Here is a 13,295-nt window from a genome sequence, read left to right on the forward strand (position 1 = left end):
CCGCCTGATGGCTGCCCGCCTCGCCGGTGAGGACATCGAACCGCAAGGCCCCATCGAGACCGAAGCAGCCCGACGCCTCAACAACGAACTCAACCAGAAGTAGCCCTCCAGTTACCCAACACTCTCTCAGAGACGGTCGGGCGGGAGCATCCCGTCGGCGGTGAACGCCAGCAGCCAGCCGCCACCCTTGGCGGTGGTGAAGTCGTCCGACCTGCCGGTCAGCCGCTCCAGGGCCGGCGGGATCACCTTGCCCTGACTGCACGCCACGACCGGCCCGTCCGAGGCGGCCAACGCGGTCAACCGGGCTGCGGCGGCGAGGGCCCGCTCCACCGGCTGCTGCCCCGCCTCCGGCTCGTCCAGGTCGCGGTCCACCTCGATCGGCAGGTCCAGCGACTCGGCCAGCGGACCGAGGGTCTGCACACAGCGACGGGGCGCGGCGGAGACGAGGCGTACCGGGCGGATCGCGGCCACCAACCGGGCGAGCATCCGGGCCTGCGTCCACCCGGTGGCGTCCAGCGGCCGGGCGGTGTCCGGTCCGGACCAGGTGCCCCGGGCGCCGGCCCGCGCGTGCCGGACCAGCACCACCGTGCCGGTCACCGGCGGCAGAGCCGCGAACGCGCGCAGCACCTCGGCGTCGTGCGGGTAGCTCACCAGGTCCAGCGCCGCCGCCACCGGAAGCCAACGCACCTCGTCGACCTCGGTGCCCGCCTGGAAACCCCCGCCCGCACCCGCCCGCAGCGACCAGTAGTCGACCACCTTCGGACGGCCCTCGCTGCGGTACGAGACGCTCGGCAGGCGGACCTGCGGCACCCCCTGCACGTCGGCCTCCTCGGCGACCTCGCGGAGTGCGGCGAGCAACGGGTGTTCCCCCGGCTCCAGCTTGCCCTTCGGCAGCGACCAGTCCCCGTACCGGGGACGGTGCACCAGGCAGACCTCGGTCCCGCCACCGGCGGCGGGACGCCACGCCACCCCGCCCGCCGCCCGGATCACGCTCACCGCAGCCAGCCCTTCCGGCGACGTACCGCCCGAAGCCAGGTGTCCGGGAAGTCGGCGCGGGCCCGGCGGACCTCGGCCCGTTCCCGCTCGGCCAGCCGACCGGCGGTCACCGCCAGGACCGGGTCGTCGGGGTGCGCCAGCGCCAGCGCCGTCCAGGTCTCGGCGGCCACGGCGGCGTCCTGGTGCGCGCCGAGCAGCGTCTGGCTCTCCCGGACGGCACGGGCGAGTTTCGCCGCGCCCGCGCCCAGCACCGGGGCGACCGCCTCCAGCGCGTAGCGGGCCCGCTTGGCGGCCTTGCGGACGTCGTGCCACTGCTCGTCCGGGCCGACCGGGTCCAGCGCGGGCACGCCGCCGTGCCGACCGGTGCCGTGGGCCAGCCTGCGCCACGGCTTGCGGACCAGCCGGGGCAGGACCTTCCCCGCGGGCGCGTCCGCCCGGCCCGTCAGCCCGGGAGCACGGTCCGCCGCCACCAGGGACCCGACCAGGGCGACGTAGCGGGGCGAACGCAGCGCCTCGGCCACCGTGGTGGCGGCCTGCCGCTGCCGGGCGGCGAGCGCGGCGTCCAGCCGGTCCAGCGCGCCCGCGTCGAGCGTGCTGACCGGGTCGGCCCCGGCGGTACGCCGCAGCCGGTCGCGGAGCACCTCGACGTCCCGGGCCTCGCCGAGCACCCCGCCGAGCCAGCGCAGCTCGTCGGCGAGCGGATCCGCCCAGGCGGCGTCGAGCAGCGGGGCGAAGGTGCGCAGGTCGCTGCGGAGCCGCCGGGTGCCGACCCGCATCTTCCGGACCGCCTCGACGTCACCGGCCTCCGCGCCGAGGCGGACCAGCGGGTCGTAGCGGAGGATGCGGCGCACGCCGCGCCGGACCGCCTCGGTGACCACGTCGCCGGCGGTCGGCGCGGCCGGCAGCTCCCCGGGCGGGACCAGGTCCGGCGCCTTCCGGGCCGCCGCGCCGAGCGCCTTGACGTGTTTGGGGACGAACTCCGCCAGCCGCGCGCCCGCCGTGGTGAGCAGCTCCTCCACCCGGTCCAGCAGGTCGGTGTCCGCGCTGCCGCGTTCGACCTCCACCTCCCGGAAGCTCAGGTCGACCGTGCTCGTTGAACCCTCGGCGGCCAACGAGGTCACCCGGTCGTCCACCACCTCGGCGAGCAGTCCGCCGTCGGCGTCGCACAGTCGACGAATGTCCCGTACCGTGCTGACCAGGGCGACCGCGGCCAGCAGCGCACCCCGGTGGTGGACGGTGACCAGCTCGGCCAGCTCCGTCGGCACGGCGTCGGTGGACCCCGGACGGGAGATCTCGTGCCGGACGCCGGGGGTGCCGGTGGGCAGCTTGACCGTCCAGGGCGCCTCGTCGCCCTCCCGGTGCCGCAGCGAGACCCCGGCCCGGGCCAGCCGCAGGTCGGCGGTGTCGAAGTAGGTGGCGACCAGGGTCACCGGTGCCGGACTGTCGACCCGGCCACCGGCGGGCAGGGCGGGGGACAGGTCCGGCAGCCGGAAGTCGGCCGGCACCGCGTACTTGCGCTCCTGTTCGACCATCGCCCCAGACTATGTCGACCGTCGGGTCAGCCGGCGGTGCCACCGACCCGACGCAGCAGCAGCTCCTGGAGGTGCTGCGACGGCGTGTCCGGGGTGCTCTCCCGGCGGCTCCAGGTGCCGTCGGCGGCCAACTCGAACGCGTCCACCTCGGGGCTCATCGCGGCGGTCAGCACGTGGTCCAGTTCGGCGCGGGCCACCGGATCGCTGACCTGGACCAGCGCCTCCACCCGACGGTCCAGGTTGCGGTGCATCAGGTCGGCCGAGCCCATCCAGAACTCCGCCGCCCCGTCGTTGCCGAACCGGAAGATCCGGGAGTGCTCCAGGAACCGGCCGAGGATCGACCGGACCCGGATGTTCTCCGACAGCCCCGGCACGCCCGGACGCAACGTGCACATGCCCCGGATGATCAGGTCCACGTGCACCCCGGCCCGGGACGCCCGGTAGAGCGCGTCGGTGACCTCCTCGTCCACCAGGGAGTTCACCTTGAACTGCACCAGTCCGGGCGCACCGAGCCGGGTGTGCGCGATCTCCCGCTCGATCCGCTCGATCAGGCCCCGCCGGATGCCCTGCGGGGCGACCAGCAGCCGTCGGTAGGTGGTCTGCCGGCTGTAGCCGGTGAGCACGTTGAACAGGTCGGTCAGGTCCGCGCCGATCTCCGGGTCGGCGGTGAGCACGCCGAAGTCCTCGTAGAGCCGGGCGGTCTTCGGATGGTAGTTGCCGGTGCCGATGTGGCAGTAGCGGCGGATCTGGTTGCCCTCCTGCCGGACCACCAGGGCGGTCTTGCAGTGTGTCTTCAGGCCCACCAGCCCGTAGACGACGTGGCAGCCGGCCCGTTCCAGGGTGCGGGCCCAGCCGATGTTCGCCACCTCGTCGAACCGGGCCTTCAGCTCGACCAGCACCACCACCTGCTTGCCGGCCTCGGCGGCGTCGACCAGCGCGTCGACGATCGGGGAGTCGCCGCTGGTGCGGTAGAGGGTCTGCTTGATGGCCAGCACGTTCGGGTCGGCGGCGGCCTGCTCGACGAAGCGCTGCACGCTGGTCGCGAAGGAGTGGTACGGGTGGTGCACCAGCACGTCCCCGTCCCGCAGGGTGGCGAAGACGCTGCGCGGCACCTCCCCCTCGGTGAGCCGGGGGTGGGTGGCGGGGACGAACGGCGGGTCCTTCAGGTCGGGGCGGTCCGCCTCGCCGTAGAGCTGCCAGAGCGCCGAGAGGTCCAGCAGGCCCCGCACGCGCAGTACGTCCGTGGCGTCCATGTCCAGCTCCCGGACGAGCAGCTCCAGCATGTGGTCGGAGATGGAGGCGGCCACCTCCAGGCGCACCGGCGGGCCGAACCGGCGTCGGGCCAGCTCCCGCTCCAGGGCCTGGAGCAGGTCCTCGTCGCGGTCCTCGTCGACCTCCAGCTCCGCGTTGCGGGTGACCCGGAACAGGTGGCACTCGACCACCTGCATGCCGGAGAAGAGCTGCCCCAGGTGCACCGAGATCAGCTCCTCGACCGGCAGGAACCGCACCCCGGGCAGGTCCCGGCAGACCCGGACGAACCGGGGGACGTTGTTCGGCACCTTCACCCGGGCGAACAGCTCCGTCCCGCCGTGCGGGTCGCGGACGGTCACCGCCAGGTTGAGCGACCGCCCCGAGATGTACGGGAACGGGTGCGCCGGGTCGACGGCCAGCGGGGTAAGCACCGGGAAGATCTGCTCGCGGAAGTACGTGCGCAGCCGCTCCCGCTCCGGGTCGCCGAGGTCGGACCAGTCCAGCAGGTGGATGTCCTCGGCGGCCAGCCTCGGCTGGACGTCCTCGACGAAGCAGGCGGCGTGCCGGGCGGCCAGGCCGGCGGTCTTCTCCGCGATCAGGTCGAGCTGGGTGCGCAGCGGCATCCGGTCGCCGCCGCGCACCGGCAGACCGGCCTGGAGGCGTCGCTTCAGCCCGGCGACCCGGACCATGTAGAACTCGTCGAGGTTGCTGGCGAAGATGGCCAGGAACTTCGCCCGCTCCAGCAGCGGGGTGCGCGGGTCCTCGGCCAGGGTGAGCACCCGGGCGTTGAAGTCCAGCCAGGAGAGCTCGCGGTTGAGGAAGCGGTCCTCGGGCAGCGGTTCGGCCGCCGGGGCGTCCGTGTCGGGGCCGGGGGCGGCGGGCCCCGCGTCGGCCGGCGTAACCCGCTCCGGGTCGGCGACCTCCTCCACCCCGGCGGACGCGGCACCCCCGGCGCCCGGTTCCGGCTGGCCGTCGTTGATCCGGCCGTCGACGTCGCTCGCGGTCGTCCCGTCCCCGCCACCCCGGGCGGTGCCGGGCTGCGTGGGAGCCGCGGTGTCGGTGCCGTCCGCCGCGTCGTCGGCCGTCTCCGTGGCCGCCGGGCCGGACGGCTCGGGGGTGCGGCGCGGGCGGACCGGTCGGCGGCGCGGAGGGGTGCTCACCCCGCCATCATGACCTGACGAGGGTGAACACGAAATGAACTTGCGCAGGCCAGGTCAGTCCATGGTCGGCAAGGTCACCCTGACGATCTCGCCGGCGGCGTCCCGGTCGACGCGGACCCGTTGGCCGAGGCGGAGCAGGCGCAGCCCGGAGGCGTCGAAGGCGCGGGCCGGGAAGGACAGCTCGGTTCCGTCGTCGAGGAGCAGCGTCCCGGTGCGTGTCGTGCCGTCGAAGGTGGCCACCGTGCCCTGCATGTCCCGCACCGTACACCCGCGCGGGTCAGCCCGGGGCGACGGCCGGGCGACGGGCGGCTAGCGCGGCCGTGTGCGGACCCAGCCCGAGCCGGGCGGCCTCCGCCAGGTCGGCCGGGGTGTCCACGTCCCGGCGCAGGCTCGGCCAGCCACCGGCCAGGGGGAGTGCCCCGCTGGCGGCGTGCGCGGCGGCCGAGCCGGCCCCGAAACGCGGGTCCAGCGGCACGCCGGCCGGCGCGGCGAGCAGCACGGTGCCGTCGCCCGGGGCGTCGGCGACGAAATGGCGTCCCGGGGCGTCGGCGGTGGCCCGCAGCGCCGCGTCCAGGTCGCCCGGGAGCAACGCGGGCAGGTCGGCGGTGAGCCCGGCCACCGGACCGTCGACGGCCGCCGCGCCGTGCCGCAGCGCGGCGTTGAGCCCGGCGTCCGGGGCGTCCGGCAGCACCCGGGCACCCGCCGCGCGGACCGCCGTGGCGGCCCGGGCGTCGTCGGTCACCACCAGCAGGGCGGCCACCGCGTCGCAGGCGAGCACCGCGCGGACCGTGTCCAGCGCGAGGGCCAGGGCCAGGGACTCGTGCGGTACGCCCGGCAGCGCGCCGCGTAGTCTGCTCTTCGCCACGTCAAGGCGCTTCACCGGTACCACCACGGTCCAGCTCGGCTCGCTCACCGGCTCATCCTGCCCCAGCCGGGGTGCGGCACCCTCGCTGGCCCCGTCCGGGGGGAGCAGGCATGATTTCGCTGCGGGCGTCACCGGTGGACGCGGTCGCGGGGCGGGCGGAACGAGGAGGCACGGTGGCACGGCGCAGGCTGGGTTTCTGGCAGTGGTTCGCCGTGGTGGTGGTCAAGCCCGTGATGACCGTCTGGACCCGCCGCACCTGGACCGGCATGGAGCACATCCCCCGCGACGGTGGGGTGATCATCGTCCCCAACCACCTCTCGTACGCCGATCCGCTGGTCTCCGCGCACTTCGTCTACGACGCCGGCCGGTGGCCGCGTTTCCTCGGCAAGGCCAGCGTCTTCCGGGTGCCGGTGGTGGGGGCGATCCTGCGCCGCTGCCGCCAGATCCCGGTGGAGCGGGGCACCGTCGACGCGGCCCGTTCCCTCGACGCCCTGGTCGCCGCGCTCGACGAGGGCGGCGCGGTGGTCGTCTACCCGGAGGGCACGCTCACCCGGGAGCCGGACCTGTGGCCGATGCGCGGCAAGACCGGCGCGGCCCGGCTCGCGCTGGCCACCGGAGCGCCGGTGGTCCCGGTGGCGATGTGGGGACCGGAGCGGATCATCGACCCCCGGCGGAACCGGGTGAGCCTGCGTCCGCGCATCCCGGTCACGGTGGCCGCCGGCCCGCCCGTCGACCTGGGCCGCTGGGCGGACGCGCCACCGACGAAAGCGACGTTGGAAGAGATGACCGACGAGATCATGCTCGGGATCCGCGACCTGCTCGCCGGGATCCGGGGCGGCACACCCCCGCCGCTGTGGGAGCGCCCGGGGCGGCCGGGCGCCGTCGAGGCGGGCCGGGACGGCGTCGAGCGACCCGGGGGTGGCGCGTGAGCGCGCGGCGCGATCCGTCCGCGATGAGCGGGCACGTGGCGGTGCTCGGGGCCGGGTCCTGGGGCACGGCGTTCGCCAAGATCCTCGCCGACGCGGGCCGGGAGGTGGCGATCTGGGCGCGGCGGCGAACGGTCGCCGAGGAGATCCGGCACCGGGGGCGGAACCCGGAGTACCTGCCCGACCTGCGCCTGCCCGAGCGGGTGACGGCCACCGCCGACGCGGTCGAGGCCATCTCCGGGGCCGAGGTGGTGGTGCTGGCGGTGCCGTCCCAGACGCTGCGCGGCAACCTCGCCGAGTGGGCCGGCCACCTGGAGCCGGACGCCACGCTGGTCTCCCTGATGAAGGGGATCGAGCTGGGCACCACCAAGCGGATGAGCGAGGTGATCGTGGAGACCGCCAAGGTGGCGGCGGACCGGGTGGTGGTGGTCTCCGGCCCGAACCTGGCTCCCGAGATCGCCGCCGGGCAGCCGGCCGCCACCGTGGTCGCCTGCACCGACGTCGGGCGGGCCACGCTGGTGCAACGCTCGGTCACCACGCCGTACTTCCGGCCGTACACCAACGACGACGTGATCGGCTGCGAGCTGGGCGGCGCGGTCAAGAACGTGATCGCCCTGTCGTACGGCATCGCCACCGCGATGGGCTTCGGGGACAACACCCGCGCCATGCTGATCACCCGGGGGCTGGCCGAGACCGCCCGACTGGGCGTGGCGCTCGGCGCGGACCCGCTGACCTTCGCCGGGCTGGCCGGCATGGGCGACCTGGTCGGCACCTGCTCGTCGCCGCTGTCGCGCAACCGCACCTTCGGCGAGCACCTGGGCCGGGGGGAGACCCTGGAACAGGCGCAGGTGGCCACCCGGCAGACCGCCGAGGGGGTCAAGAGCTGCCTGGCGATCCGCGACCTGGCCCGCGCGCACGGGGTGGAGATGCCCATCACCGAGCAGGTCGAACGGGTCTGCCACGAGGGTGTCGACCCGCGCCTGGCGGTCCGGGCCCTGATGAGCCGGACCACGAAACCGGAGTAGGACGGGGGCGGACGTGGCGGAGCGGACCGGCACAGGACCGGTGGGCGGGACGGCACCGGGCGGGCAGTCCCCGCCGGTCGGGGCGGCACCGGAGCCGGGCGGGTTCCCGGCGGACTGGGCCGACGGCACCCGGTGTGTGCACGCCGGGCTGCCCGAACCGGCCCCCGGCCAGCCGTTCCTGCCCGGCCCGGTCTTCGCCGCGCCGTACCACCTCGACCCGTGGCAGGGGCCGGCGGCCAGCCCGAACGGCTACGGCCGACCCGACAACCCCACCCGTCGGCTGCTGGAGGCGGCGATCGGGGAGCTGGAGGGGGGCGACTGCCGGGTCTTCGCCAGCGGACAGGCCGCGATCACCGGGCTGCTGCTGGCCGTGCTGCGTCCGGGGGACACCGTCCTGCTCCCCGCCGACGGGTACTTCCCGGTCCGGTCGTTCGCCACGCAGACCCTGGCCGGGACGGGGGTGGACGTCCGCTTCGTACCGACCGCCGGACCGTACCCGGCGCTGGACGGCGTACGCCTGGTGCTGGTGGAGACGCCGGCCAACCCCGGCCTGGACGTCTGCGACGTCGCCGCGCTGGCGGAGCGGGCGCGCGCGGCCGGGGCGCTGCTCGCGGTGGACAACACCACCGCGACCCCACTCGGGCAGCGTCCGCTGGACCTCGGCGCGGACCTGGTGGTCGCCTCCGGCACCAAGGCCCTGACCGGCCACTCCGACCTGCTCCTCGGCTACGTCGCCAGCCGGTCGGCGCACCTGCTGGAGACGGTGACCGCCTGGCGCACCACCACCGGCGCGGTACCCGGCGCGTTCGACGCCTGGCTGGCCCACCGCTCGCTGGCCACCCTGGACCTGCGGCTGGCCCGGCAGTCGGCGAACGCCGAGGCGGTGGCCAGGTTGCTCGTCGGCCGCCCCGACGTGACCGGGGTGCGCTGGCCGGGGCTGCCCGAGGACCCCGCCCACCCGGTGGCGTCGGCCCAGATGCGCCGGCTGCCGGGGATCGTCTCGTTCGACCTCGGTGACGCCGTTCGGGTCGCCCGCTTCGTGACGGCGTCCCGGCTGGTCGCCGCCGCCACGTCGTTCGGCGGGCTGCACACCACCGCCGACCGGCGGGCCCAGTGGGGCGACGACACCGCGCCCGGCTTCGTCCGACTCTCCTGCGGGGTGGAGGACACCGCCGACCTGGTGGCCGACCTGACCGCCGCCCTGGACGCCGTACGCCCGGCGTAGGGCCCCACCATGGCATCGTCCACGTCCGACCGTTCCGCCCTCGTCCGCCGGCTCCGCGCCGCGGGCTGTGTCTTCGCCGAGGACGAGGCGGAGCTGCTCGTCGCCGCCGCCGACTCGCCCGCCGCGCTGGCGGCGCTCGCCGACCGCCGGGTGGCCGGCGAGCCCCTGGAACACCTGCTCGGCTGGGTCGAGTTCGGCGGCCTGCGGGTGACCGTCGCGCCGGGGGTGTTCGTGCCGCGCCGTCGGACCGCCTGGCTGGCCACCGCCGCCGGGGCGGTGGCCGGGCCGGAACCGGCGGTGGTGGAGCTCTGCTGCGGCTCCGGCGCGGTCTCGCTGCTGCTGGCGCGGCGGCTGCGGCCCCGCTGGCAGGCCGCCGCCGACGTCGACCCGGTCGCCGTCGGATGCGCCCGGCGCAACCTGGCCGGGCTGGGCGTGCCGGTGTACGAGGGCGACCTGTTCGATCCGTTGCCGGCCCACTGGCGGGGCCGGCTGGACCTGGTCGTGGCGAACGCGCCGTACGTGCCGACGGCGGCGGTGGAGTTGATGCCGCCCGAGGCCCGCCTGCACGAGCCGACCGTGGCGCTGGACGGCGGATCGGACGGGCTCGCCGTGCTGCGCCGGCTGGCCGGGGACGCGGTACGTTGGCTCGCCCCGGGCGGGCACCTGGTGGTGGAGGTCGGTGGGGACCAGGTCGACGCGTTCTGCGCCGAGCTGGCCGGGTGTGGCCTGGTGCCGACGGTCACCCGTTCGGCGGAACTCGACGCCACGGCGGTGACCGCTCGCCTGCGGTGTCGGCCGGGGCCCCTGCCCACCGAGTAGGGCACGGGAAGGGGCCCCGGCAGACACCCGGCGTCAGCGCACCGGCGGGGCGGGCGGGGCGTCGGCGAAGGCGGTCCAGGCGGACCGGGAGAACAGGAGCACCGGGCCGTCCGGGTCCTTGGAGTCGCGGATCGCGACCGTACGCGGGACGACCGCCATCTCCACGCAGGCGCCCTCGTCTCCACTGTGGCTGCTCTTGCGCCACCGGGCCGTGGCCAGCGCCGGGTGGGTCGTCGGTGTCATCGTTACCGTCCCTTCAGGAGTCGGACGAGCTGGTCGCGGCTCGCCGCCGGGCTGAGCGCGACGCTCCGCAGGTGTTCCATGATCTTGGTGCAGGTACGCAGGTCGCCGGGGCGGTCGAGGACCATCTGACCGGCGACCGTCTCCACCGAGGCGATGATCGGGTCCTCCGGGTCGGGGAACTCCAGGATGTGCAGGGAGCCCCGGGTGCCCCGGTGGTAGCCGGCGACCAGCGGGATGACCTGGACCGTGATGTTGGGCAGCTCGATCATCTTGAGCAGGTGGTCGAGCTGTGTCGCCATCACCGCCTGGTCGCCGACCGGTCGGAGCAGCGCGCCCTCGTCGATGATCGCGTCGAAGATGGGCGGTTCCGGGCCGGTGAGCCGCTGCTGCCGGTCCAGCCGGGCCTTGACCCGCTGCTCGACCCCCTCGTCGGTGAGCGTGTGCGGGCCGCCCCGCATCACCGCCCGGATGTAGTCCGCGGTCTGGAGCAGGCCCGGCACCACGGACGGCTCGAAGTTGGCGATGGCGCTCGCCTCGGCCTCCAGCGCGATGAAGTCGATGGTGCGTTTGTCGAGGACGTACGAGTAGGAGACCCACCAGCCGGGTTTGCGGGCGTCCTTGGCCAGCGCGACGGCGGCGTCGATGTCCTCCGCGCCGACGCCGTAGAGCGTGAGCAGCGCCCGGACGGTGGCCGGACTGATCAGCGTCTGGGCGTTCTCGTAGCGGGACAGGGTGCTGCGGGTGCTGTTGATCTCGTCTGCGGCGGCTTCGAGGGTCAGGCCGGCCGCCTCCCGGTGACTGCGCAGCGCGATGCCGAGCCGACGGGCCCGGGCGGTCTTCGGTGCCATGCCTCGATCGTCGCACAGATCCATGGGAATGCGTGCATGAGAGAGGGATGCATGAGAGTTGCATTCATGCTGTTCGAGGTGTCAGGCTGTGGCGGAGTCCTCACCGCCGGTGGTCGTGGCGACGGTGGCGGTGAGCGACGGAGGGGAAATGAGACGCGTGGTGGTCGGGTTCCTACTCCCCCACCCGACCACCACGTGTCTCCCACCACGGCGCACCGGAAGGGGATCTGATGACCACCGGTTGCTGGCCTCGGGTGTCGCGTTGCCGCTGGTGCGCGTGCCCGGTGCTACGGGACAACGAGGGCACGTGGATCCACACCAACCTCGCCTACGTCTGCCGGGACTCCTCCGGTGGCCTCGCCGCCACCACCGCCGAGCCCGAAGAGGTGCGTCGTGCCTCCTGACCCCGGGTGTCCGCGAACCCCGTGCCGGCCCGGGCCGGGGAGCGCGCGACGCGCGGGAAACGACCGGACGACGGGAGCGGCCGTCCGGTACGGCGTGCCGCGTCACGCGAGGGGTGGCGTGGCGCGGCACGCGCCGTACGACGCGGACGGGCCGGCGGCACCCCCGGCCCGGGACGTACGGGGACCCGGGTGGGGCGGCGGTGATCCCCGGTGACCCGGTTCCTGGTCGTGCTCACCGACGTGCGCCCGCTCGACGACACGGTCCGGAACGAGCGGATCATGCCGGAGCGCCGCCGGCAGGTGGTCAGCGCGAGCAGCCGGGCCGCCGCCGACCGGATCGCCAGCGCCTTCATGGCGCTCGGCATGGTCCGCGCCGGCCGGCAGCGGGTCAAGGTGATCGCGGTCGGACGCCGCTACGGCGGTTGCTGATCCGCTCCACGGCGCTGCCCCGGGCCGCCGGGAGCACCCGACTCAGAGCAGCCGCCGCCGCTTGAGGTAGGCGACCAGGTCGTCGTAGACGCCGCCCTCGTTGGCGAACATGGCGACGTTGCGGGCGGTGGCCAGCCACGGACGCGTCGAGGGCCGGACCTCCTTCAGTGCCCGGTCGAGGTCGCCCTGGCCGATCATCCGCACCTCGCCCCGGCGCACCGAGTCGGCCATCGCGAACTCGGCGGCGGTCTCGCAGAGGTGAGCCAGGTCGGCGCCGGAGAAGTCCTCGGTGGCGGCCACCACCTTCCGCAGGTCGATACCGGCGATCGGCCGGTCCCGCAGGTGGTACTCCAGGATCGCCCGGCGGGCCTCCGCGTCCGGCGGCAGCACCAGCACCATCCGGTCCAGCCGTCCCGGCCGGCGCAGCGCCGCGTCCACGTCCCACGGGGTGTTGGTGGCGGCCAGCACGAAGACGCCCTCGTTGCTGCCCTCCATGCCGTCCAGTTCGGCCAGGAGTTGGTTGCCGACCGTCCGCATCGAGCTGGAGGTGACCTTCGACCGCTTGTGCCCCAGCGCGTCCACCTCGTCGAGGAAGAGCACGCAGGGGGCGTTACGCCGGGCCGCCTGGAACAGCTCGTGCAGGTTCCGCTCCGAGTTGCCCATCCACATGTCCAGCACGTCCACGATGGACAGGGACAGGAACTTCGCCCCCATCTCGCCGGCGACCGCGCGGGCCAGGAACGTCTTGCCGCAACCGGGCGGGCCGTAGAGCATCAGGCCGCCGCGCAGGCTCTTGCCGTACATCCGGCGCAGCTCCGGGTTGCGCAGCGGGCCGAGGAAGGCCAGCTCCAGCCGCTCCTTCACCGCCTCCATGCCGCCGACGTCGGCCAGTCGCACCGTCGAGGTCTCCACGTCGTACGCCCGGTCCGCGTCGCCGGTCACCGGCTCCGGTTCGTCCCCGGACCGGACGAACCGGGGCGGTACGACGTCCGCCAGTTCCCGCTCGTACGCGGCGAGCGGATCGACCGGGGAATCCGGGGCGTCCGGAGACCCGGTCGGCGCCGGGGTGCCGGTTCCGCCCGGGGTGCGCCCGTCCGTGGTGCGCCCGTCCGGGGTGCCGGTTCCGCCCGGGGTGCGCCCGTCCGTGGTGCGCCCGTCCGGGGTGCCGGCTCCGGCCGGGGTGCGCCCGTCCGTGGTGCGCCCGTCCGGGGTGCCGGCTCCGGCCGGAGGCACGCCCAGCGCGCGCTGCATCAGGGCCTGCGCCCCGGTGTGGCCCGGGTCGCGGGTCAGCGCCTGCCCGAGGTGCGCGATCGCCTCCCCGCCGCGTCCGGCGTCGAGCAGCAGCCCGGCCAGGTGCAGGCGCAGCGGCAGGTCCTCCGGACGGGCGTCGACGGCGGCGGTGAGACTGGCGATCAACGGGTCGGCATCGGTCACCAGAGCAGGGTAGTGTCCGCCGTCGCGCCGCCGTTCCTCGCCGGGGTGTCACGCACCGTACAGGACGTGATGACCGATTGCCGAGAGGGTGGCGGCCGGTCCGGGTATCACCACCGGCGTGCCGCCACGCACAGTAAG

General features: G+C 74.9%; 14 protein-coding genes. 6 read left to right on the forward strand and 8 right to left on the reverse strand.

Going from position 1 to position 13,295, the window contains the following annotated elements; all coding sequences use genetic code 11:
* Window positions 1–126: 126 nt before the first annotated feature.
* From QSK20_RS04060 to cofC, 5 genes are all read right to left on the reverse strand, one after another.
* Window positions 127–1,005, reverse strand: coding sequence for a bifunctional NUDIX hydrolase/histidine phosphatase family protein (locus tag QSK20_RS04060; RefSeq protein ID WP_285787652.1), 879 nt, complete (start codon window positions 1,003–1,005; stop codon window positions 127–129).
* The gene (locus QSK20_RS04065) at window positions 993–2,528 is read right to left on the reverse strand and encodes a CYTH and CHAD domain-containing protein (RefSeq protein ID WP_285787212.1); all 1,536 of its coding nucleotides are present in this window, start codon (window positions 2,526–2,528) and stop codon (window positions 993–995) included. The genes QSK20_RS04060 and QSK20_RS04065 overlap by 13 nt, the downstream gene beginning before the upstream one ends.
* A 26-nt stretch (window positions 2,529–2,554) precedes the next feature.
* Window positions 2,555–4,759: an RNA degradosome polyphosphate kinase gene (locus tag QSK20_RS04070; protein WP_285787653.1), complete on the reverse strand. Its 2,205-nt coding sequence runs from the start codon at window positions 4,757–4,759 to the stop codon at window positions 2,555–2,557.
* A gap of 234 nt (window positions 4,760–4,993) precedes the next feature.
* Complete coding sequence (locus tag QSK20_RS04075; protein WP_285787213.1) at window positions 4,994–5,191, reverse strand: cold-shock protein; 198 nt, start codon at window positions 5,189–5,191, stop codon at window positions 4,994–4,996.
* 25 nt (window positions 5,192–5,216) lie between these two features.
* The gene (gene cofC / locus QSK20_RS04080) at window positions 5,217–5,852 is read right to left on the reverse strand and encodes a 2-phospho-L-lactate guanylyltransferase (protein WP_285787214.1); all 636 of its coding nucleotides are present in this window, start codon (window positions 5,850–5,852) and stop codon (window positions 5,217–5,219) included.
* 125 nt (window positions 5,853–5,977) lie between these two features.
* On the opposite strand from cofC, the gene QSK20_RS04085 reads away from it, so the two are divergent.
* The 4 genes from QSK20_RS04085 to QSK20_RS04100 are packed head-to-tail and all read left to right on the forward strand — an operon-like array spanning window position 5,978 to window position 9,799.
* On the forward strand, window positions 5,978–6,733 hold the full coding sequence (locus QSK20_RS04085) for a lysophospholipid acyltransferase family protein (protein WP_285787215.1): 756 nt from the start codon (window positions 5,978–5,980) through the stop codon (window positions 6,731–6,733).
* Between the two features lie 23 nt (window positions 6,734–6,756).
* Window positions 6,757–7,755 carry an NAD(P)H-dependent glycerol-3-phosphate dehydrogenase gene (locus tag QSK20_RS04090; protein ID WP_285787654.1) on the forward strand — a complete coding sequence of 333 codons (999 nt, stop codon included), beginning with the start codon at window positions 6,757–6,759 and terminating at the stop codon, window positions 7,753–7,755.
* Window positions 7,756–7,768: 13 nt separating this feature from the next.
* Window positions 7,769–8,980, forward strand: coding sequence for a cystathionine gamma-lyase (locus tag QSK20_RS04095; RefSeq protein WP_285787216.1), 1,212 nt, complete (start codon window positions 7,769–7,771; stop codon window positions 8,978–8,980).
* 9 nt (window positions 8,981–8,989) lie between these two features.
* Entirely contained in the window at window positions 8,990–9,799 is an 810-nt protein-coding gene (locus QSK20_RS04100; protein WP_285787217.1) for a putative protein N(5)-glutamine methyltransferase, read from the forward strand.
* 33 nt (window positions 9,800–9,832) lie between these two features.
* Here the strand turns inward: QSK20_RS04100 and QSK20_RS04105 are convergent, their stop codons facing one another.
* On the reverse strand, window positions 9,833–10,042 hold the full coding sequence (locus QSK20_RS04105; RefSeq protein ID WP_285787218.1) for a DUF397 domain-containing protein: 210 nt from the start codon (window positions 10,040–10,042) through the stop codon (window positions 9,833–9,835).
* 2 nt (window positions 10,043–10,044) lie between these two features.
* The gene (locus tag QSK20_RS04110; protein ID WP_088980230.1) at window positions 10,045–10,890 is read right to left on the reverse strand and encodes a helix-turn-helix domain-containing protein; all 846 of its coding nucleotides are present in this window, start codon (window positions 10,888–10,890) and stop codon (window positions 10,045–10,047) included.
* 230 nt (window positions 10,891–11,120) lie between these two features.
* Here QSK20_RS04110 and QSK20_RS04115 point away from each other — a divergent pair, with 230 nt between their 5' ends.
* Window positions 11,121–11,294, forward strand: coding sequence for a hypothetical protein (locus QSK20_RS04115; protein WP_285787219.1), 174 nt, complete (start codon window positions 11,121–11,123; stop codon window positions 11,292–11,294).
* Between the two features lie 210 nt (window positions 11,295–11,504).
* Entirely contained in the window at window positions 11,505–11,723 is a 219-nt protein-coding gene (locus tag QSK20_RS04120) for a hypothetical protein (protein WP_285787220.1), read from the forward strand.
* A gap of 42 nt (window positions 11,724–11,765) precedes the next feature.
* Here the strand turns inward: QSK20_RS04120 and QSK20_RS04125 are convergent, their stop codons facing one another.
* On the reverse strand, window positions 11,766–13,157 hold the full coding sequence (locus QSK20_RS04125; RefSeq protein ID WP_285787221.1) for an ATP-binding protein: 1,392 nt from the start codon (window positions 13,155–13,157) through the stop codon (window positions 11,766–11,768).
* Window positions 13,158–13,295: the final 138 nt, after the last annotated feature.

The organism is Micromonospora sp. NBRC 101691, from assembly GCF_030269285.1.
GTDB lineage: Bacteria > Actinomycetota > Actinomycetes > Mycobacteriales > Micromonosporaceae > Micromonospora > Micromonospora echinospora.

Excerpts from the sequence above, each read along its gene's own strand:
- QSK20_RS04075 (WP_285787213.1), bottom strand. The coding sequence starts at position 5,191 with ATGCAGGGCACGGTGGCCACCTTCGACGGCACGACACGCACCGGGACG.
- QSK20_RS04110 (WP_088980230.1), bottom strand. The coding sequence starts at position 10,890 with ATGGCACCGAAGACCGCCCGGGCCCGTCGGCTCGGCATCGCGCTGCGC.
- QSK20_RS04090 (WP_285787654.1), top strand. The coding sequence starts at position 6,757 with ATGAGCGGGCACGTGGCGGTGCTCGGGGCCGGGTCCTGGGGCACGGCG.
- QSK20_RS04115 (WP_285787219.1), top strand. The coding sequence starts at position 11,121 with ATGACCACCGGTTGCTGGCCTCGGGTGTCGCGTTGCCGCTGGTGCGCG.
- QSK20_RS04065 (WP_285787212.1), bottom strand. The coding sequence starts at position 2,528 with ATGGTCGAACAGGAGCGCAAGTACGCGGTGCCGGCCGACTTCCGGCTG.
- QSK20_RS04105 (WP_285787218.1), bottom strand. The coding sequence starts at position 10,042 with ATGACACCGACGACCCACCCGGCGCTGGCCACGGCCCGGTGGCGCAAG.
- QSK20_RS04100 (WP_285787217.1), top strand. The coding sequence starts at position 8,990 with ATGGCATCGTCCACGTCCGACCGTTCCGCCCTCGTCCGCCGGCTCCGC.